Annotated in this window: 12 protein-coding genes and 1 pseudogene; 4 read left to right on the forward strand and 9 right to left on the reverse strand. The window is 34.4% G+C overall.

Features of this window, described 5'->3' with window-relative positions:
- Positions 1-4 precede the first annotated feature (4 nt).
- From grpE to BU804_RS03710, 3 genes are all read right to left on the reverse strand, one after another.
- Positions 5-640, reverse strand: coding sequence for a nucleotide exchange factor GrpE (gene grpE / locus BU804_RS03700; protein WP_079988589.1), 636 nt, complete (start codon positions 638-640; stop codon positions 5-7).
- Positions 641-675: 35 nt separating this feature from the next.
- Positions 676-1,833 (reverse strand): heat-inducible transcriptional repressor HrcA, encoded by a 1,158-nt coding sequence (hrcA, locus tag BU804_RS03705; RefSeq protein WP_075883024.1) that lies wholly within the window; start codon positions 1,831-1,833, stop codon positions 676-678.
- A 108-nt stretch (positions 1,834-1,941) separates the two neighbouring features.
- Positions 1,942-5,010: an NAD-glutamate dehydrogenase domain-containing protein gene (locus tag BU804_RS03710; RefSeq protein WP_226996120.1), complete on the reverse strand. Its 3,069-nt coding sequence runs from the start codon at positions 5,008-5,010 to the stop codon at positions 1,942-1,944.
- A gap of 445 nt (positions 5,011-5,455) precedes the next feature.
- Between BU804_RS03710 and BU804_RS03715 the strand changes: the two genes are divergently transcribed.
- Positions 5,456-5,674, forward strand: coding sequence for a hypothetical protein (locus BU804_RS03715; RefSeq protein WP_075883026.1), 219 nt, complete (start codon positions 5,456-5,458; stop codon positions 5,672-5,674).
- A gap of 160 nt (positions 5,675-5,834) precedes the next feature.
- On the opposite strand, the gene BU804_RS03720 is transcribed toward BU804_RS03715, so the two are convergent.
- On the reverse strand, positions 5,835-7,823 hold the full coding sequence (locus tag BU804_RS03720; RefSeq protein ID WP_075883027.1) for a hypothetical protein: 1,989 nt from the start codon (positions 7,821-7,823) through the stop codon (positions 5,835-5,837).
- Positions 7,824-8,356: 533 nt separating this feature from the next.
- On the opposite strand from BU804_RS03720, the pseudogene BU804_RS03725 reads away from it, so the two are divergent.
- Positions 8,357-8,632 (forward strand): annotated as a pseudogene (locus BU804_RS03725) (transposase); the annotation flags it as partial.
- A 206-nt stretch (positions 8,633-8,838) separates the two neighbouring features.
- On the opposite strand, the gene BU804_RS03730 reads toward BU804_RS03725, so the two are convergent.
- Both BU804_RS03730 and BU804_RS17380 read right to left on the reverse strand, forming a co-directional pair.
- Entirely contained in the window at positions 8,839-10,593 is a 1,755-nt protein-coding gene (locus tag BU804_RS03730; RefSeq protein WP_075883051.1) for a BTB/POZ domain-containing protein, read from the reverse strand.
- Positions 10,594-11,000: 407 nt separating this feature from the next.
- Positions 11,001-11,168 (reverse strand): hypothetical protein, encoded by a 168-nt coding sequence (locus tag BU804_RS17380; RefSeq protein ID WP_445082298.1) that lies wholly within the window; start codon positions 11,166-11,168, stop codon positions 11,001-11,003.
- A 605-nt stretch (positions 11,169-11,773) separates the two neighbouring features.
- Between BU804_RS17380 and BU804_RS03735 the strand changes: the two genes are divergently transcribed.
- Positions 11,774-13,141, forward strand: coding sequence for a hypothetical protein (locus tag BU804_RS03735; RefSeq protein ID WP_075883028.1), 1,368 nt, complete (start codon positions 11,774-11,776; stop codon positions 13,139-13,141).
- 58 nt (positions 13,142-13,199) lie between these two features.
- Here BU804_RS03735 and BU804_RS03740 read toward each other — a convergent pair whose 3' ends face one another.
- The 3 genes from BU804_RS03740 to serS form a co-directional block, all read right to left on the reverse strand.
- Positions 13,200-14,504: a M18 family aminopeptidase gene (locus BU804_RS03740; protein ID WP_075883029.1), complete on the reverse strand. Its 1,305-nt coding sequence runs from the start codon at positions 14,502-14,504 to the stop codon at positions 13,200-13,202.
- Positions 14,505-14,620: 116 nt separating this feature from the next.
- Complete coding sequence (locus tag BU804_RS03745) at positions 14,621-15,574, reverse strand: autotransporter outer membrane beta-barrel domain-containing protein (RefSeq protein WP_075883030.1); 954 nt, start codon at positions 15,572-15,574, stop codon at positions 14,621-14,623.
- Between the two features lie 701 nt (positions 15,575-16,275).
- Positions 16,276-17,556 (reverse strand): serine--tRNA ligase, encoded by a 1,281-nt coding sequence (serS, locus tag BU804_RS03750; protein ID WP_075883031.1) that lies wholly within the window; start codon positions 17,554-17,556, stop codon positions 16,276-16,278.
- Between the two features lie 175 nt (positions 17,557-17,731).
- Here serS and smc point away from each other — a divergent pair, with 175 nt between their 5' ends.
- The gene (gene smc / locus BU804_RS03755) at positions 17,732-21,271 is read left to right on the forward strand and encodes a chromosome segregation protein SMC (RefSeq protein WP_075883032.1); all 3,540 of its coding nucleotides are present in this window, start codon (positions 17,732-17,734) and stop codon (positions 21,269-21,271) included.
- Positions 21,272-21,275 lie beyond the last annotated feature (4 nt).

Genomic DNA, 21,275 nt, shown 5'->3' on the forward strand with positions numbered 1-21,275 from the left:
TTATTTAATTGTTTTCATTAAGCTCTGATTTATCTTGCGGATCAATTGCAGAGATTGCTTTTGCAACTTTGACGCGTGCAGGACGAATCATTCGATCCCCCATTTTATATCCGCGGACATTTTCTTCTACAATAATGCCAGGAGCATATGAATCCGTTTCAATCATTTCAATAGCCTCGTGTAAATGAGGGTCAAAGAAAGTTCCTTGTGATTCTAAAGCTGTAATACCATTACTTGCTAAAACATCTTTAAATTGAGTTAAAATCATTTGAAATCCAAAAGCCCAATTTTTAACTTCATCAGACATGCCCTGCGCAAATTTTAACGCATTTTCTAAATTGTCTAAAGGTTTTAAAAAATCAACCACCATATTTTCCAAGGCATAACGACTAATTTCCTGCCGCTCTTTTTGTAATCGTTTCCGTGCATTTTCAGAATCGGCCAAAAGTCGTAAATACTTATCTTTGTATTCTGTCACTTCTTTTTTTAAAGCTTTTAATTCTTCATCTGTAACAAGAACCTGTTTGGGATGATTAGGGGCAGATGGGAATTCTACATTTTCTTCCCCTGTTTGTTCTACTGTCGAAGATAAATCTTCCTCTACGTTTTGTTTTATTTGCTCTTCGTCTTTGTCAACCATTTTTTTTCTCCTTTATCATTCTGGTCTATATAACTTCATGGTCGCTTATCTTCGATGAGGAAACGTGATTGACCAATCAGTAAACTTTCTTCTTTTTTCAAATATAAGCTTTGCTCAGGTTGCCTGTAATCAATTTTGAATTTATAAACATTTTTTGTAACAGTTTCGCTAATACAATCAGAAAATAGCTTTAATAAACTGAACAATGCCCGGTAAGGCAATCTTGTTGGGCCTAATAAACCTACTGCGCCGACTGGCTTGTAATTGATATAATAAGGGATAGTTAAAACACTACATCTAGGGCTCGAATTTGCAAAAGAAGATAGATCATCCCCAATCCAAAATCTTAAATGATTTAAGGCTTTGCATTCTTTTAAAAGAAGGCGCATGCTATATGCATTTTCGAATAAAGATAGGCTGCTTGCAAGTAAGTTGGTATCCTGAAAATCTGAGTAAAAGAGTAGGCGAGAAAAGCCAGTTCGGTAAAGATCCACATCAATAAAATTTGAATAACCAACGATATATCTAAGCATTAATTCATTATAAAAAGTTTGAGCAATAGTTTCTTCCTCAGGCTCTAAATTTTCAGGTTCTCCTAAATTCGTTAAGCGGCAATGAAAATAATTCTCAATGCGTTTGATTCCAAAAGGAGAGAGTTTAACTGGCAAATGCATGACTTCAGTTTTAATAACTCCAAAATCCGTCATAATAATGCAAAGGCACCGATAGGCATCTAATGGAACTAGCTTGAGGTTAGCGATAAAATCGTGATCAAACCGAGGGGCAGAAAGGAAAACAGCACAATTAGTTTCCCAGCTAAGTTTTTCTGCAGCTTCTTGCAAAAAGATAGCGATTTCCTTTGATTCAAAACTTTTAAAAGCTTCAAAAGGATTTTGCTTAGGATAAGGTTCATTGGTATTGAGATAAGCATGAGCATAAATTCGATAGGCTAAATCCGTAGGAATGCGGCCACCAGAAGAGTGAGATTGTAATAAATATCCTTCTTCTTCAAGTTGGGCAAAATAATTACGAATGGTTGCAGAGCTCAAATCTTCAAATCCAGCTTCTTTTAAAGTGTTGGATCCAACGGGTTTTCCAGTTTGAATATAGTAATCGACTAAGCCTAATAAAACCCGTCTTTCTCGATCGTGTTTACCCACGCGTTTAATCGGTGTTGGTTTGATGATTTTCAAGAGCGAATCCTCCCTAATAATTTTGTTATTATACACAAAGAGGGAAAATTTCGTCAAACAAATTTAGCACTCGATTATATCGAGTGCTATAATTTTTCTTTTTAGGTTTTATTTAGCAAGGGAAGTTCCAGCAAGAACAAGTGGAAGAATATCAATAATAGAGGGAGACCAAGTAAGTCCTCTTTTATAAACCATATAGGCAGAAAGATGGCAGGCAATGATGGCCTTCTTGTGATGCTCGGGTATTTGATCCAAAAGTTCGTCTGAAAAAAGATCAATTAAAGTTGGCAAACAGTAATTTAAAAATCCTCTAATCATGGGATCTTGGGAAGAATGAGGAAGAGACAAAGAGTCTAAATAATCGAGAATTTCATAAGTATATTGATTAATTTTTGAAGAAATCTGGTCGGAAATAGAAGTGAGATATTCTCCTGTTTTTTGATGAGTTTTTATAAGAAGATCTGCTTCATTTAAAGCACAAATTTTGAGTCTTTCTAAAATTTGTGCAACTAAGGCTTCTTTATGCTCTAAAAATTGCTCTTCACTTAGCGTTAGCCCGCATAAAACTTCAAATGAAGAACAAATGACGCCTGCTTTATTGGCAGAGCTATCTTTGATGATTAAAACACCTTTTTCTTCTAGAAAACGGCGAGCTGAAGGAGTCAAATATAAATTAGCTCCTTCAATAATTGCACGAGATGTAGGCCTACCATTTTCATCTAAAAATTCATGGCTGTTAGTTTCATTTAAAGTTCGAGGCCGCCCTCCAGCGGGAATAAAAATATCGGTTTTGGTTTTATGAAGATTATACCTTAATAAGTGGTTTGTATCGCTGCCAGATAACCAGTCTTCAATCACTTCGTTATTCACTTTTCTCCAACACAAAGTTTCTTGAATATAAGCTGAAGGATATCTTCTATGGCCTTTATTTACCAAAAAACTCCCGGAAGAAAGTTTTTCAGGGGGGTAATAACAAATGCCTTTACCTTGGTAAAAAAGCTCTTTAATGATGCTCAAATCTAAACCTTGATCATCTCGAATAGTTCCTGTTCCGTCTGTCAAAGCAATAACTTTAGCTGTGTGTGGATAATGGTGATAAAGATTGAGAAGCTGATTACCAGCAACGTCTCCATCAGGTCCCCCAGACATTTTTACTGTGAATAAGTCTTTATCAGGATGAATACCCATATATTTTAAGATTTCATGCATGTAGACATTTAATCCTAAGGAAGTCACCCCATATTCTTTATGATTAATTCCAAATGTAGGTTTACTAGATATAAAGGCTCTATCTGGCTTGTAGTGATATTTTCGACTAAAGTTAGCAATCCATTCGATCATAGAATCGTGCATATTTTCATCAGGTCCTAAATAAATGTATTCAGCTCGTTTCCAGTAGTCGATAATATTTTTGGCACGAATTTTCCCATCAGGGTCACAGTTAACGATTGTAATGAGGCTTTCGATAAAAGCTCTTTGGGATTGATAAAGATATTCAATTTTTTGTTCTTGGCGAAATATTTGAATTTTATTTTCTATTTCTTGAGGTTCTATGTTAGACCATTCAAGTTCCCGTTTAAGAATTTGAGAGTCAGAATCAATTTGGTCAAAAGGTTTTAAGAATATAATTCCCTTTGCTCCTCCTTCTGGAATGTCTTTGTTCTTTTTATGTTGCGTCCAAGCTAAATTGTAACATTCTGTGAAAATATTATTTCGTTCAGCAATCATTTGCTCTAATTGTTCAGGATAAACTGTACGTAATCCTCCCCGAGATAAGTCTTTAAATCGAATATGAAAACCAAAAAAATGCATCCCTCGAATGTAAAAGATGGCATATGGAAGTTCAGGGAATTTTGTTTGTCTATCAAACGGAACATCATTCAGATAAGCAGGATTCAAACGGAAACTCAATGCAGTATAATTTAAGCGATAAAAATTGGTTTTTAAAGTGTAATAAATGAAACTCATTGCTTGGAGCAAAATATTTTTTCGTCGCATGTCATTATTTTCTTGTCCCGTGTCTAGTTGAGAAACATCATTCAAGAATTTTTTCCGGGTTTCTAAAAATAAATCGTAATCACAATGATTGGGGGCAAACTTAAGTTTAAAAGCCTCACAAATTTGAATTGTCAATTCAGGATGCCGATAGAAAGCTTCTTCAATATTTTCCACGGTATAAAGATTAGCATCTAAATGAACGAGTGTTTGATGGATGAAGTTAACCATCGCTTTTAATAAATTGCCCATATTTCCTGAAATAATATGGGAGTTAACTAATCGTTCGCTGATGCGATCTGAAGGATCAAAATACTTGACAGTTGCAATTTCTCTTAAAAAATCAGGAATATCGGCGACATTCCAAACAGGCTCTCCATTGCTTCCATGTAAACTAAGTGCCATGACAAGGACACTCTGTTTTTCATGAGGATCCATATATGTTGCATTGACTCTTCTCATGCTTAAGCCATGACGGTAAATAACTTGTGCGACGTGATAGAGAAAATTATGTTTTGGGGTGTTTCTCCAAGCTAAAATAAGATGCATGGATCCGTTATCTTTCTTTTGCCAATTATCTTCATAGCGAACTTCATATTGACAATTATCTTGAAATTGCGCCTTGAAAAGGACATTTAAAGCAATTGAAAGTCTTTCTATAGGTAAAGAGTGTAGAAATGGGGTATTTATTTTAATGAGTAGTGTTTCAAAGTCAAGATCGCTAATTTCTGCATTCTCTTTTTTAACTAACTGTTTTAAAATTTCTTTGGAACTATCAGGGAAGAGGGATTCAGCTCCTTCTCCAGCACTCATGAAATCAATTATTGCAATTCTTAAGCGAGCTTTTATATGAGGAAAGGAAATGTTGGAAGTATAAACTTGATAATTTTTAATCCCATAAGACGTATAGTGATTTAAAATGCGTAAATCTGCGTCGGAAGTTTCTAAACAAAGAACAATAGAAGCGCTTTTAAGATTAATAATAGAGAAGTAGTCTTGTAAATCGAAACCCATCAAACTATGGGTGATCAACATGACATTATCCCGAGAAACTTCCTCAAAAAACAAGGAAGGCATAGCCATTTCCAGCCAAAGATAATACTCTTGAAATTTTTGACTTTCTTGTTGAATAGCTTGGATCAAATCGCTGGGTTCTGAGAGTACATGGTCAAGTTTTTCCATAGTCATTTTTCCTTATAACAAAAAGACTGGCCGCATGTTTTCAACTTACTTTATATGTAAATGCAAGACTGTAAAAGAAATGAGAAATAAGTAAAAAATCAAAAGTCAAAAGCATGCCTATCTCTACAAACCAAGAGGGATAGTTAGCTCATGGATGATTCCCTGATTTTCTACATTTTAAATGAATAAATTCTAAATTTGAATATGTCAAAACAAATTTTATAATACAAGTTTTGCTGGTGAAGGTTAGTGGAAGGTTTGGGATTGTAACCCATCTAGCTTAAATTCTGTTAGGTTTAAAGCGAATGATATTCTTCGCTTTATTGAAAAGAATTTTTTAAATTTTGATAAAAGCTAGTTAAAAATAGTTAAACGAATGATAATTAATTTTATTTAAATAGCATTTTTGAGTTTATTAACCTAAATTTTGGGTTTTTAGGCAGCCATGGACAACAAGCGATGCTCCTCTGCTAAACTTATCGATTTGACTATAAAAAAGCGGTACAAGAAGCAGATTGTTTTTATCAAAAAGGGCTTCAAAATAACACTTGCTGAGATCAAAGCTAAGCCTTTGTTTAAAGTGATTGGCTCATCTCTTCTTTATAAATTAAATGAGGCTGTTTCTTTGAATCTCACTCAATATTTAGCCCTTTCCTTCTTATAATAAAGTGGGATTGTATCAAACAGCTACTCTTCTTTTTGAGAATGAATGCTTCTCAGATTTTTCCAAAAATGACGCAAAAAATAAAAAAGTTAACTTGCAATTTTCATATTCAAAGTAATTCGTAAAGCATCTATTGATTTTTTCCAACCCACTTAAAATCTTAAATTAAGGATTTAATAATTTTTAAATTGAGTGAAGCTGCTAAAATTTTAAAATGTGCTAATCCTGCATCGGTGAGTTTATTACGGCCAATTAGATCTAAAGATTGCAAAGCCGTTAAAGGTACCAAATGTGCTAATCCATCATCCGTGAGATTCATACAGTAGCGTAGATTTAGATGCTGCAAAGCGGTTAAGGGTGTCAAATGTGCTAATCCTGCATCGGTGAGATTCTTACAATCGCTTAGATCGAGATGCTTTAAAGCCGTTAAAGGTTTCAAATGGGCTAATCCATTATCAGTGAGATTCCAGCATTGGCTTAGATCTAGATATTGCAAAGCCGTTAAGGGTGTCAAATGGGCTAATCCATCATCAGTGAGTTTATTGCACCTGCTTAGATCAAGTTGCTGTAAAGCCGTTAAGGGTGTCAAATGAGCTAATCCATCATCAGTGAGATTCCAGCATTGGCTTAGATCTAGATATTGCAAAGCCGTTAAGGGTGTCAAATGGGCTAATCCATTATCAGTGAGTTTAGTGCACCTGCTTAGATTGAGATGTTGTAAAGGGGTTAAAGGTGTTAAATGGGCTAATCCTGCATCGGTGAGATAATAGCACCCACTTAGATTGAGATGCTGCAAAGCCGTTAAAGGTGTTAAATGGGCTAATCCAGCATCCGTGAGATTCTTACAATCGCTTAAATCTAGATGCTGCAAAGCCGTTAAAGATGTCAAATGGGCTAATCCAACATCCGTGGGATTCTCACAGTAGCTTAGATCTAGATGCTGCAAAGCCGTTAAGGGTGTTAAATGAACCAAGCCTGCATCGGTGAGATTCCTGCACTTGCTTAGATTTAGTTGCCGCAAAGCCGTTAAAGGTGTCAAATGGGCTAATCCAACATCCGTGAGATTCTCACAGTAGCTTAGATCTAGATGCCGTAAAGCCGTTAAAAGTTTCAAATGAACTAATCCATCATTAGTGAGATTTCCATATTGGTTTAAATCTAGATCTTGCAAAGCCGTTAAGGGTTTCAAATGGGCCAAGCCTGCATCAGTGAGATTCTCACAGTAGCTTAGATTAAGATGCTGCAAAGCCGTTAAAGGTGTCAAATGGGCTAATCCTGCATCGGTAAGATGATAGCACCTACTCAGATTTAGATGCTGCAAATTCGTTAAGGGTGCCAAATGGGCTAATCCAGCATCAGTGAGACCCTGGCATTTCTTAAAATGGAGTACTTTTAAATTTTTACAATCTTTTAATGCTAAAAGATGGGCATCTGTTAAATAAGTCTGATTTGAAAAATCAAGAGTTTCTATTTCATCTGAAAAATGATTTATAATTCTTTCAAACTCTGCCAATTGAGAGGTCTGGTTTAATAAGGCGCCTACAACGGTCAATTCTAAATAGTTTTTCAAAGTGTTTAATTGACATTGCTGCGCAAAATTTAAAAGTTCTTTTAATCTGACTAAACTCTCTTCAGTAGAGTTAAAAGATTCAAATTTCTGTGATTTATATCCCTCTATCAGTTGTTCTTCTAAACGTTTCACCACTTCTGTTAGTCCATAATAATCGGCTAGTTGAATAGAAAAAGAGGTCTCTTCCAAGGGAACTTTAAAGTTAACATCCATGACCCAATTAAGCAGATGCGTAAACTCCTTTTGTGTCAAAGCGAGAGGATGTTGCAGAGTTTCTTGAAATTGCCCCGACCACAGCTTCTTAAAATAGGGCGATTTTTCCCTTAACAAAGTTAGCTGAGAATGAGAAATGTTCAGAGAAATTCCCTCTTGAAAGCTCAGTTGAACTTCTTCAGATGAAGGTAAAAGAGTGGGAGCTGGGATTGTTACTGCACTAATTTCTTCTGTATTGGCCAAGGGATTGACTAAGGGATTATTCTCATCCACAAGAGGGTCATTAATATCTTGAAGAGGATAGTAAGATGGAGTCGTTGTATGGACAAGATGACTAGGAATAAACCCTAAATTAGAAATATTCAAAATGACCGTCCCAATGAGTAAAATAAATTTTCATTTATAGATATTTTAAAAGTATGATGTATAGATAAAAATTATTGCAATATTAATAAATTAAAATAGGAAGTCAAATTTTAAAAGAAAGTTTCAGTTTATCAATAAAAGGCTGTTAAAGAATTAAGTAAGAATCAATCAGGCTTAAATATAAAATCTTTAGTTTTTAATCTAAAATACTTTAAGTCCACGAGATGATAGTATCATGAAACAAACGGGTCATAAATTATTATAGGTTAGATTGGATTGTTTATAATTTATAAACCTGAATTTTGAATTTATCTCTTTGATAATGAATAAGAAGAATAAAATTTAAATGACAAAAGACCTCTGCATGATTTAAAACATTTGTTTTACTAAACTAATGTTCAATACGAGATGAGAGGTCAAAATAGATTTAATCAAATGATATTGTCGTCTAGATAATTTTTGAAAGTCTTTTGAGCAGAAATGGAATGAACGTTAATTTTTCATGGCAAAACAAAGCAAGGACCTCAACCTGAATGTTGGAACAAGGCCTTGAACAATTGACGATCATAAGATCGAATAGAAAGCAGAATCTTATAAAGTTGAAAGACAAAATTCGTAGAAAACGAGCTATTATTGAAATGGTGAATGATCAACTAAAAAATATTTCTCAAATTGAACAGACACGCCACAGAAATGTCGGAAATTTTTTAATTAATCTATTGGCTGGGATTGTTGCTTATACTCACCAACCTAAAAAGTCATCGATAAAATTAGCAGAGCAGCATCGTTTGTTGTTAATGGTTGCCTAAAAACCCAAAATTTAGGTTAAGAGTATTTTTGGCGTTTACAAGTATAAAATTGTTTGTATAGTGCCTCCAAAATTAGCGAGTAATTCTCTTAGAAAAGCGTCTCGTTGGGAATCGATAAACTTTAATGAAATTTTATCCTTCACCTTCTTAGGACAAAGTACTCTTTTATTTTCGCCGCCAGATTTCTCTTTTATTGAAAGTTTTTTCTATCTAATAATTTTTAAATTGAGTGAAGCTGCTAAAGCTTTAAAACGTTCTAATCCTGCACTGGTGAGATTCTCACAGCCACTTAGATTGAAATACTGCAAACCTGTTAAAGGTGCCAAATGGGCTAATCCATCATCAGTGAGATTCTCACAGCCACTTAGATTGAAATACTGCAAAGCCGTTAAAGGTGCCAAATGGGCTAATCCTGCATCGGTGAGATTCTTGCACCTACTTAGATTTAGATGCTGCAAAGCCGTTAAGGGTGTCAAATGGGCTGATCCTGCATCGGTGAGATTCTCACACTCACCTAGATTGAGATGCTGTAAAGCCGTTAAGGGTGTCAAATGGACTAATCCTGCATCGGTGAGATGAAAGCACCCACTCAGATTTAGATGCTGCAAAGCAGTTAAAGGTGTTAAATGAATCAAGCCTGCATCAGTGAGATTCATACAGTAGCTTAGACCTAGATGTTGCAAAGCGGTTAAGGATGTCAAACGTTCTAATCCTGCACTGGTGAGATTCTCACAATCGCTTAAATCTAAATGCTGCAAAGCCGTTAAGGGTGTCAAATGGACTAATTCTGCATCGGTGAGATGAAAGCACCCACTCAGATTTAGATGCTGCAAAGCCGTTAAGGGTGTCAAATGGACTAATCCTGCATCGGTGAGATGAAAGCACCCACTCAGATTTAGATGCTGCAAAGCAGTTAAAGGTGTCAAATGGGCTAATCCTGCATCGGTGAGATTCTTGCACCAACTTAGATCTAAATGCTGCAAAGCGGTTAAGGGTGTTAAATGAACCAAGCTTGCATCGGTAAGTTTTCCAAAGCAGCGTAGATTTAGATGCTGCAAAGCCGTTAAGGGTGTTAAATGAACCAAGCCTGCATCGGTGAGATTCCTGCACTTGCTTAGATTTAGTTGCCGCAAAGCCGTTAAGGGTGTTAAATGCGCTAATCTATCGTCCGTAATAGCCTGGCATGACACTAAATGAAGTACTTTTAAATTTTTACAAACTTTTAAAGCTGAGAAATGAGCATCTGTTAAATAAGTATTGTTTGAAAAATTGAGTGCTTCTATCTCATTTGAGAGGTGATTTATAATTCTTTCAAACTCAGCTAACTGACTGGTCTGGTTTAATAAGGCACTCACAACAATAAATTCTAAATAGTTTTTCAATCTATTTAATTGACAGCGATGTGCAAAATTTAAAAGCTCTTTTAATCCGATTAAACTTTCTTCAGTGGAGTTAAAAGTTTCAAATTTCTGTGATTTGTATCCATCAATTAACTGTTCTTCTAAATTCTTCACCACTTTTGTCAATTCATAATAATCGGCGAGTTGAATAGAAGAGGAGATCTCTTCTAAGGGAACTTTAAAGTTAGCGTCCATTAAGCAATTGAGTAAAAGCGTAAAATCTTTTTGTGTTAAATCGAGAGGGTGTTGTAGGGTTTCTTGAAATTGCCCCGACCACAGATTCTTAAAGTAGTGTGATTTTTCCCTTAATAAAGCTAGCTGAGAGTGAGAAATAGTTAGAGAAGTTCCCTCTCGAAAGCTTATTTGAATTTCATCAGATGAAGGTAAAAGAGTGGGAGCTGGAATCGTTGGTGCACTAGTTTCTTCTAGATTAGGCAAAGAATTATCTAAGGAAGTACTTTCATTCTCACGTTGATCGTTAATGTCTTGAAGGGGATAGTAAGGTGAAATCGTTGTATAGACAAGATGACTAGAATTAAGCCCAAAATTAGAAATATTCAAAATGACCATCTCAATGAGTGAAATAAATTTTAATTTATAGATATTTTAAAATTATGATGTATAAATAAAAATTATTGCAATATTAATAAATTAAAATAGGAAATTTCATTTTATCAATGAAGGGCTATTAAAAATTAATTAAGAAACAATCGGGATCAAATATAGAATCTTTAGTTTTTAATCTACAATAATTTAAGTCCAAGAGATGATAGGATCATGAAATAAATGGGTCATAAATTATTATAGTTTAGGTTGTATTGTTTATAATTTATAAAACTGAAATTTGGATTTATCCCTTTGATAATGAATAAAAGAATAAAATTTAAATAACAAAAGGCCTCTGTTTTAAAACATTTGTTTTCCCAAACTAATTTTTAATATGACATGAGAGATCAAAATGGATTTAATCAAATGACATTGTTAGGTAGATGATTTTTGAAAGTCTTTTGAGCAGAAATGGAATAAACAATTAATTGATCATGGTAAAATAAAGCAAGGACCTCAACTATCTGAGTATACAGAACATGGCCAATTTTACCTGTTTGCGAATAATTAACTTTTAACTGAGCAAACAAATGCATTCCTAACAGCAAAACAACAAATACAAAAATCCCAACCTATAAGTTGTTAACCTTATTTATCTCTGAAAAGTATCCATTAATTTGATGGAGCACATTATTAAATTGGCATTTATGTAGAATTTTCCATGATTGCCATTTTCGAGAGAAGTTAATTGCGAGTAGCAGTCGAAATTTTTTTATGATGAAAGAGTAGTATTTGTTAAGCCCTATCACAATTCTGCTGAATTTTCGTTTTAGGGAAGCCATTTATCATTACTTTTTATAAGAATCCAGCTGGGACTGAAGGGCGTGAACCCAATCATCTATGTTTTTAATAATCGTGAAAATTCCTTCCCATAAATTATCCTTGAAATCTCTTAATAAGCAAAAAAATCTATTTTATTTTCATTTTTTAAGGTAAGGGTAAAAAAGTTTCCTATGAGTTTTATAAGGGAATTTCTAGGTTAATTGATGTCTTATAAAATTAATTATGATATAATGAAGTTATAGAGCGTAAGGCATAGAATTTAGCAAGTTAGCCTTTACTCTAAAATTTGACCTTCTGACAATCGGTCTCTTACCGATTTCAATGCAAATTTCTTAGACAAGGGGAAAGTGATATGTCTGATTTAGATGCAAATATTCATGGCTATTCTTATGGAGCAGTCCATGGTCCGACTCAAGTAGAAACAACCGAAAATTCCGAATCAAAGACAAATAATTCTACCATTTCAACAATTGAGCAAAGTAAGGTTGTTGCATCGTTAATGATCCCCCCTCCCAATTTCCCTGCTTTAGTTTCACCTCCAGCGAACGGGGAAACTTCTCTCGTTTTAGTTGTTTCATCAATGAATAATAGTAGTCAGCCTATTTTAGCATTTATGCGAAGTATGCAAGAACAAACGTCAAAAATTATGGATGAGATGTTAGATGGGTGGTTGAAAAATATCAAAGAAATTGATGAATATGTTCAACGATTGATCAATTCTCCCCAATATCTGGCATTACAGGATATTCGACTTAATGGTGATCCTAAACAAGGAAATGTCGCTGGTATACAAGATCCTACTTCTGCGAATGCAGCTGCAGCAAATCCTACAACAGCCAATGTAGCTCCTTATACTTTTCTCAACTCTCTTGATCGGTTGAATAAATTTGAACGTGTTGCTGAAGCTGCTTCAGCTTCAGAAAGTTCACCAGCTAGTGACGCGGCTCGACAAGTTACTCTAACATTGATTTCCACAATGATAATTGGAGGAGCTATGTCTTTAGGAGCTACAGAATTGACAACTTCAATAGATGGAGTCAGTAGCAGCCCGTTTGTAGGACCTGTCGAATTGTTAGAAAAGCTGCAACCTGTTTTTCCACAGTTAGTTATTCAAGATATGATTCCTATGATTAATTTGATGGTTGCATCTACTTTTTATGCGACTGCTTTGGATGAAGCTGTTAGCAATGCTAAAGAAAGAGAAGGGGAAAATCATGTAGAAGCTGCACAAAACTTTGCCCGTGATGTAATTAAAATGGTTGCGGATCCAGCTTTTGTGGCAATGACTTATGTGAATAAAATGGAAGGGGCTGACCAAATGAGCCCTGAACTAAAGGAAAGAATGGCCGCACTTGTCAAGCTTGTTTTAGCTAGTGTGGCCTTAAGTTTATTATATACCGTTGAAGTAGGTAAAGTTCAATCTGGAAAATATTGGGGGATGGAGCCTCAAGAATTTCGAGATTTATTAAATGGAACCATTCCCGTTAAGACATCAGGCTCTTTAACAGCGCAGGAACAAATGGTAGCAACTCTTTTAAATCAGATAAAAGCGCAATTGGATATTTTACCAGCAGAAGAAAGAATACGAGCCATAGAAACCATTTTAGGTTATGTAGGAGAGAGCCATCATTTAGAAGGGATGCTAGATCCTGGGAAAGTCTTTCATGAAACCTTTAATCCCAAAGATCCCACTAAAGATCCCAATCTTCAAGCAGTTTAATCTTTTTAAATTTTTATCGCCTTTTCAACTCACATTGAAAAGGCGATTTTTATTTTGATTAAATAATTGGCCACTCCGGCATTTTTAAAATTACTTTTAATAGATTGAGTAGATGAATATAATCTTCTGAGGCCATTAACTCTCGGCAAGAATGCATAGAAAGTTCGCCACAACCAATATCTACTGTTGAAATTCCCGCCGTACATGCTTGCAAAGGTCCAATAGTTGAACCACAGGGTATATCGTTACGACTGACAAAATGCTGGAGGGGAATTTGCTCTATTCCTGCGGCAAGATGAATGGGAATGGATGAAGTTGCAGTTGAAGCATATCGCTGTTGAGCGTTATTTTTGATGATAACTCCCTGCCCTAGTTTAGGTTGGTGCATCCCATCATGTTTATCTAGATAGTTTGGATGCAAAGCGTGAGCTAAATCAATCGAAGTGCAATGTGATTGATTAAGTAAGCGAAAAAAATCTTCTTTTGAACAATTTAGATTTAATAAAATTCTTTCTAATGTTTGATGAAAAAAGGGAGACTCTGCTCCTTGAGATGTGTGTGAGCCGACTTCTTCATGATTCCAAAAAATGGCCATCTTTATATCATTTTCAAGAGGAGTTGCTGCTTCAATAAGTGCTGAAAGGGCAGCATGGACACTAGCTAAGCTATCGATTCGATAAGAAGAGATGAACTGATTTTCGAAACCAACAAATCGAGCTTTATCAAGAGGATAAAGAAATAAATCGAATGTTAAAAGTTCCTGGAAATCAATCTGTTTTTTTAAAATAGTTTCTAAATAAGTCTGCCCTGTTGGAATATCTTTTTCTAATGCAGCTAATGCATTTAAGTGTTCTTGTTTATTTAATAAAAGTCCTTTTTCGTTTACTTCTCGATCTAGATGAATAGCTAATTGTGGAATAACAACGGGAAAACTGTCTAATTGTACTAAACAATTTTCTAGCTGATTATTTTTATTTTTATAAATAATGTGCCCAGCGATTCCAAGATCTCGATTTAACCAAGAGTTTAAAAGAGGGGATCCATAGATTTCAACACCCAATAAAATCATTGAATGGCGGCGGATTTCTGCTTGGGGCTTAAGTTTAAATCCTGGACTGTCTGTATGAGAAGCCAATAAACGAACGCGTATAGGTGAATTTTTAGGAAGAGTAAAAACGCAAAGCGTAGTTTGATGATGTTTAATATAATAACTGTGTCCGAGTTTTAGTTCCCATTTCTCATTTTCTTTTAACTCAGTGTATCCATGTGTGGAAAGTCTTTGGCAAGCTTCTTCGACTGCATGCCAAGGTGTAGGAGCATTGTTTAAATATGAGAGTAAGTCATTTAAATAGTAATTTTTCATACTTTAGACTCTGGACTTCCAAAAGTTAATAGGATTTACATAGACAAAAAAATACCTAAGGTAAGTTTTAAGTTACCTTAGGTATTTGTGAATATGATTTCAACTAGACAAGGAAATTAGAATTGTTTTCCAAATGTCAAGTTAATAGCATATGAATTCCATTTGTGTGAAGTTCTTTCATTTCCACTGATGTTAATGATTTCATCATTTGAATTGCTGCTTACGTGACCATGGTGGCCATGACGTCTAGAAGCTGTCCAGTCTTGGAATTTTACGCAAAGTCCAGCTGTCCAGTCATTAGAGAAGTCATAATCCGCACCCAATGCAAATGTCCACGCATGAGCATGCTTAGAACGATGTATATGGTGTTGGCTAAGTAGCTCATCATGGTATCTACCTTTGAAACGAGCAAAATGGTACTCTACTTCAGCATAAAGATTCCAAGTTTCGCCATATGGGCGGTAATTGAAATCAACTCCAACAAAAGGTCCATACCAACGGCTGTTAAATTTGTGTGTGTAGCTTCCGTAGGTGTTAGGATTAACAGCACCAGTTGAATCAAATCCTAAGCCACCCTGCTCAACAGAAATATGTTGTGAATCTAGTGCATAACCAACTACTGGTGATAATGCTAATGTGCAATCACTAAAATAGAATGGATATCCAACACCAATGCTTAGATCATAAACAAAGTTTTCATCGATAACATCTCTACGTGTATCTGTTACAACGAAATCTTCTGAACCAAAACCAGCAATAACTGGGCTTTTGTAAGTAGAAAATGTTCTTTTGTAATCACCGTCAACGATCCAGCCCCAATTTACAGAAGCGCGACCGTAGAAGTTGTAACCTAACATTGTTCTTCCTTTCAAACCAATTTGAACGATGTCGAGGTCTTTAAATTTTCTGTGGAGTTTATAGTTTGGATTATAAGATGGAGCTTTTTGGTTCCAGCTAATGTCATCATGACGATATCCAACTTCAAAGGTTAGTTGTCCAAAATCGGCGTTGGCGTAAGATACTGAAGATCCTACTAATAACGTCATTAAGAAGGTTATCAACTTTCGCATATTTTTTCCTTGTTAACGTTTAAGTTTACCTTAAATTCAAAATGTTGGCTTTGTTTTGCCAGACTTGCGGAGCAAGTAACAGGCTTTTATGATTAGTTTAATTATTAGAATTTAATCTAATCACTTTGACAACCCTTATTTTCTTCATGCTCAAAAAAGAGCTATTAGAAATTAACTACAGGTTTTGCCAATAAATTATCACTGCAAATTCTGTAAACAAAACTCTGCGTAATTCGATGCCACTATCAATCATCTTTTAATTATCTGTCAAAGGTTTTTTTTTGCGAAATTTTTATTATTTTAGTCCTTTGAAAATAAAGAACTTGTAAAATCGTTCTCTCTTAAAGATTTTGCAATAAAATGTTTCTGATTTTTACTTAAGTCAGTAAAATGCTTAAAAAAAGTTAGATTTCGACAATTTCAGATCTGTAATTTGTCAACTAATGCTTAAGTAAAATGCAAATCAAACTGTTTACTAAAGCTGTTTTTAGGAAGTTACAAATCTAGTTCTGATCTATTAACAGGATTAATAATACTAATTTTTTAAAATAAATAAGCTTATAGTTAATAATATATCTTTTTTCAAGAACTAAGAAATTTTTGTTTGTAATTGATTGATTTTAAATTACTTATTTTTATGAGTAAGAAAAGCCTCAGAGAGAATTTACCTTGTTAACAAGGTAAATTCGCTTACTTGTGTTTCAAATTGTGGGATTCAATGTGCTTTGTCCGTTTAAATAGCGTTGTAAGACATTAGGAATACAAACAGAGCCATCTTCCCGTTGATTATTTTCTAATAAAGCAACCATTAATCGAGAAGTCGCTAATCCAGAACCATTAAGGGTATGAACAAAATCTAACTTTCCGTCTTCGCGTCTAAAACGTGTATTAGAACGACGGGATTGATAATCTGTACAATTAGATACAGAAGAGACTTCATAATATCTGTTTTGTCCTGGTAACCAAACTTCAATGTCTATTGTGCGCGCTGCAGCGAAAGACATGTCTCCAGTTACTAGTAAAGCATTACGATAATGGAGTTCTAAGCCTTGCAAAATTTCCTCTGCGCTATTCATCATTTGATTGAATACTTGTGCGCTTTCCTCCGGTTTTGTAAAGCAAAACATTTCGACTTTATTAAATTGATGCATTCTAATTAGACCACGTTCTTGCGATCCTGCTGCTCCTGCTTCACGCCTAAAACAGGGGGTGTAGGCGACATATTTTAGACTGAGCTCTTCTTGAGGAATAATCTCATCCATATGCAATCCATTAAGAGGAACTTCGGCTGTGGGAATTAAATAAAGATGATAATCCTCATCTTGAATTTTAAATTGTTGACTATCAAATTTAGGTAATTGTCCAGATCCAAACACAGTATTTTTTTTAACAAGAAGGGGAGGGATCCATTGTGTAAATCCATTTTTGACGTGAATTTCGATCATATATTGGATGAGGGCCCATTCTAGACGTGCTCCCATGGCTCGATAAACGGGCCAGCCTGTTCCAGAAATTTTAGCTCCACGCTTAAAATCAAATAAATTTAATTTTTCATTAAGTTCTACGTGATTTTTGAATGGAAAAGAAAAAATAGGTTTTTGTCCAAACTCTTTGATAACAACATTATCTTTAGGATCTTGAGAGATTTTAATATCTTCCATGGGAAGATTAGGTAAGCTAGATAACTCATAATTAAATTGTTCTTCCCATTCTTTAATTTGGTTATCCAAAAGATGAATTTCTGTTCCAAATCCTGCTACTTCATTCATTAAAGAAAAAGTATCTTGGTTAGCTCGTTTCATTTCTCCGATTTTCTGAGAAATCTCATTACGTTTTGCCTTGAGAGTTTCAACTTTTGTTTTAGCTTCGCGAATAGAATGATCGAGGCGACAAATATTAGTAAGATCAATTTGCGGATCTTTCGTTTTTAACTGTTTCTCGACTGCAAAACGATCTTTACGGATTAAGCGAATATCAATCATGGCATGTCCTTTACTCAAAATGATAATAAAAAGAGTATAAAAAACTCTCTTCTTAAAAGGAAGGATTTCTATAGATGACAAAAAAATAATCTAACAGGTTAGCGTAACACAAAATACTCGTTTTGAAAGAACTTCTTCTGATATGCTATTTGCTGTTGCATAAAGGGAGGTTATTGTGCGTCTAAAGAAACTCATGGCTGTAGGATTTAAATCATTTGCAGATAAAACAGTTCTGAATTTTGATCGAGGAATTACATGTATCGTGGGTCCTAATGGATGCGGTAAATCAAATATTGCCGATGCATTTCGCTGGGTATTAGGTGAGCAGTCAGCGAAGTCTATGCGAGGCCATAAAATGCCTGATATTATTTTTGCAGGAACCAATCATCGTAGGCCCCTCAATTTTGCTGAGGTTTCTTTAACGCTTACAGAAGTACAGGGAGCATTACCTATTGACTATGAAGAAATTACTTTAACAAGGCGATTACATCGAAGCGGAGAATCAGAGTATTTTATCAATGGAAATTTAGTTCGTTTAAAAGATATCCAAGGTTTATTTTTAGATTCAGGAGTAGGGCGAAATGCTTTTTCTATATTTGAGCAAGGCAAGCTCGATCAGGTTATTAATTACACTCCATTAGAAAGGCGTCATATCTTTGAAGAAGCGGCTGGAATTTTACGTTTTCTACAGCGTAAAAGAGAGGCTTTAAAAAGACTCGAACAAGCTGATTTAAATTTTTCCCGCGTTAACGATATTCATTTAGAAGTTGGTAGGCAAATTGAAACATTGCAAGTACAAGCTAAAAAAGCCTTACAATTTAAAGAAAGTAAAACGCAGTTAGAGTCTTTTGAAAAGACAAGTTATTTATTGCGTTGGGAAGGGATCGAAAAGAAAAAAACTGATGTGAATCAAAAGCAGGAAAAGCAAAAAGAACGTTTAACAATTCAACAACAATCTTTAATTCAATCTCAACAAGAATCGCAGAAAATTAAACTGCGTATTCAAACGAGCGATAAAAGTTTAAAAAGTAAGCAAGAAGAACTTTTTAAGATTCGAAATGAAAAAGAACTTCTTATCCAAGAAAATCAAAATGAAAAGCAACGTCTAGAAGAAATACAATTAAAAGAAAGAAAAATCAAAAGAGAATTAGAAGAATTAGCGATTGCTCGTCAAGCTCGCCAAAAGACTTTGCAAGAAATTCAATCCAATCAAAATAAGTTAGAGGCAGAGTTTAAAGACCTTGAATCAAAACTTTCCCATCAGCAAGACAAAGTCAAATTTAAGGAAAGAGAAGTAACTAAATTGCGGCAAGAGCTGCAACTTAAGCAGCAAACGCATATTAAGCATTTACAGGAAGAAAGTCAGTTATTAAGTGAAATAAAACAAACTGAAGTGAGATTGGAAAATTACGAAGATAAAAAAGAAACTCTCAAAATTCGATTAAAGCAATTGTCAGAAGATAGTCAAACAATAACTCAACTTATCCAAGAAAAGAAAAAGCAACTTCAACAAATATCAGGTTTAGTAGATTCCCATAAAGATCGTTTAGAACAATATGAAGAAGAATTAAAAACTATTGCCAGAGATCAAGAAACTAAGCAAAAAGAAATAGAAATTCATAAAAGAAAACTTATTGAATTAATAGCTCGGCAAAAAATTTTGCTTCGCATGAGAGAAGAACATGAAGGATTTTCTTCGGGGAGTAAACGATTGCTTTTTGAAAGTCAAAATTCGCAAAGCTTATTTTTTAAAAAGTTGAGACCTTTGTATGAATTTATTGCATTAGAACCAGAGATTGCTGAAGCTTCTTCTGTTATTTTAAAAGCTTATTCACAAACGCTTGTCGTCGAAACGGCAGCAGATTTTGAACAAATTCTTCAATTTGCTAAACGAGAAAATTTACAAGATTACTCATTAATTTGTTTGGAAATGTTGCAAGAAAGGAAAAATTTTTCTAAAAATCCATCCTCTTTTTTAATTAAAAAAGATGTCCATCCTGTGATTATGCATTTTCTTCAAAATGTTATTCTCTTTAATTCCTATGAAGAAGGTAGCAAAAATTTAAATGAACCAGGCCTAGAGGGGTGGACTCCCGATCAAAATTTTATCGATCATAAAAATGTTTTTTTTAAAGTCAAAATCTCTGAAAACCAAGTTTTTTTGAGAGAAACAGAGTTAAAAAGCTTAGGAACTGAATTAGAAGTAAAGGAAAATCAGGTTCTTAAAATAGAACAAACCCTTTCACGGATGGTGCAACAAAAAACCTCTTTACAAGCAGAAAGAGCTGAATTAGATAAAATGCTTCGAAGAGATGAAATGAAATTAGTAGAGATAAATTTTGGTTTGCAAAGAATATTAGGAGATTTAGAAAAAACAAAAATTGAGCAAACTCAAATTTTAATTGATGAGAAAATTATTTTTGAACAAATTGAAGAGCAGACTTACCTTCTGAAACAAATTCAAAATAAACATTTTATCCTTAGACAAGACATTATTCAACGGCAGCAGGAAGTTGACCTCTTGCAGTCAGAATTAGAAAAGCAAGAAAGCGCTCTTCGTATTCAATTGCAAGACCATAAAGAAAAAGGGGAGTTATATCGGCAACTTTCAGAAAATAAACAACATTTATTGCATCAACATCATTTATTGGAATCTAAAGAACAAGACCATGATTATCAAGTGCAACGATTCACAGAGGAGATGGGAGAATCCCAAGAATTACAATATCATTTAAAACAAAAACAATCTCTAAATCAATTGTCTTTAACCTCTCTTGAAGAACGATTACAACTCGTTCATAATGAATATAGTGATAGAGAAAAAGAATGTGAAGTCCTAAAAAAATCCTTGGAAGATTTGGAACAAAAAACTTTATCTCAATATGCTGAAACAAAGAAAATGGAGTCTGATCTGGCTCAAATTCAAATTTTAGAAGCTCATTTAAGTTCCTCCGCTCAAGCTTTACAAACGGAATTAAGAGAACGTTATGATTTGGCTGTGGCAGATCTTGTATTATTGACATTACCGATCAATCTTTCTCTTGAACAAGTTGAAAAACAAATTCGCACAATCAAACAAACAATTCAACTTGCAGGGGATGTGAATTTATCTGCTATAGAAGATTTGGAAAAGCATCAATTAAGGTTTAATTTTTTAAATCAACAACTTCAAGATATGCATGAATCTAAAAAAGAATTATTGCAAATCATATCACAATTAGATGAAGAAAGCCGCAAGCTTTTCAAGGAGACTTTTGAAGAAATTCGCCATAATTTTAAGAAAAATTTCCAAATTTTATTTAACGGAGGGGAAGCAGACCTTCATTTTACGGAAACCGATGATATTTTAGAAGCTGGAATTGAAATCAGCGCTAAACCTCCTGGAAAACAGATGCGTTCGATTAGCTTGTTATCAGGAGGTGAAAAATGTTTAACCGCAGTCGCACTTTTATTTGCGATTTTTGAAGTTAAACCAGCTCCATTTTGTATTCTCGATGAGATTGATGCTCCTTTAGATGACTCAAATGTTGAACGTTTTGTTAACGTCGTTAAACATTTTGCAGATCGTTGTCAGTTTCTAATTATTACTCATAATAAAGGAACGATGGCAATTGGAGATGTCTTATTTGGAGTATCCATGGAGGAAAAAGGTGTTTCTAAATTGTTGTCATTAGAATTTACTCATCAAACTCCAGAAGTGACTTTAGTAGATTAATCAA

It is taken from the genome of Candidatus Protochlamydia sp. W-9, assembly GCF_001950615.1.
Taxonomy (GTDB): Bacteria; Chlamydiota; Chlamydiia; order Chlamydiales; family Parachlamydiaceae; genus Protochlamydia; species Protochlamydia amoebophila.

Bases quoted from the DNA above. Each gene is read 5' to 3' on its own strand.
- grpE (WP_079988589.1), bottom strand. From the start codon at position 640: ATGGTTGACAAAGACGAAGAGCAAATAAAACAAAACGTAGAGGAAGAT.
- BU804_RS03710 (WP_226996120.1), bottom strand. From the start codon at position 5,010: ATGGAAAAACTTGACCATGTACTCTCAGAACCCAGCGATTTGATCCAA.
- BU804_RS03715 (WP_075883026.1), top strand. From the start codon at position 5,456: ATGGACAACAAGCGATGCTCCTCTGCTAAACTTATCGATTTGACTATA.
- BU804_RS03735 (WP_075883028.1), top strand. From the start codon at position 11,774: ATGTCTGATTTAGATGCAAATATTCATGGCTATTCTTATGGAGCAGTC.
- BU804_RS03740 (WP_075883029.1), bottom strand. From the start codon at position 14,504: ATGAAAAATTACTATTTAAATGACTTACTCTCATATTTAAACAATGCT.
- BU804_RS03745 (WP_075883030.1), bottom strand. From the start codon at position 15,574: ATGCGAAAGTTGATAACCTTCTTAATGACGTTATTAGTAGGATCTTCA.
- serS (WP_075883031.1), bottom strand. From the start codon at position 17,556: ATGATTGATATTCGCTTAATCCGTAAAGATCGTTTTGCAGTCGAGAAA.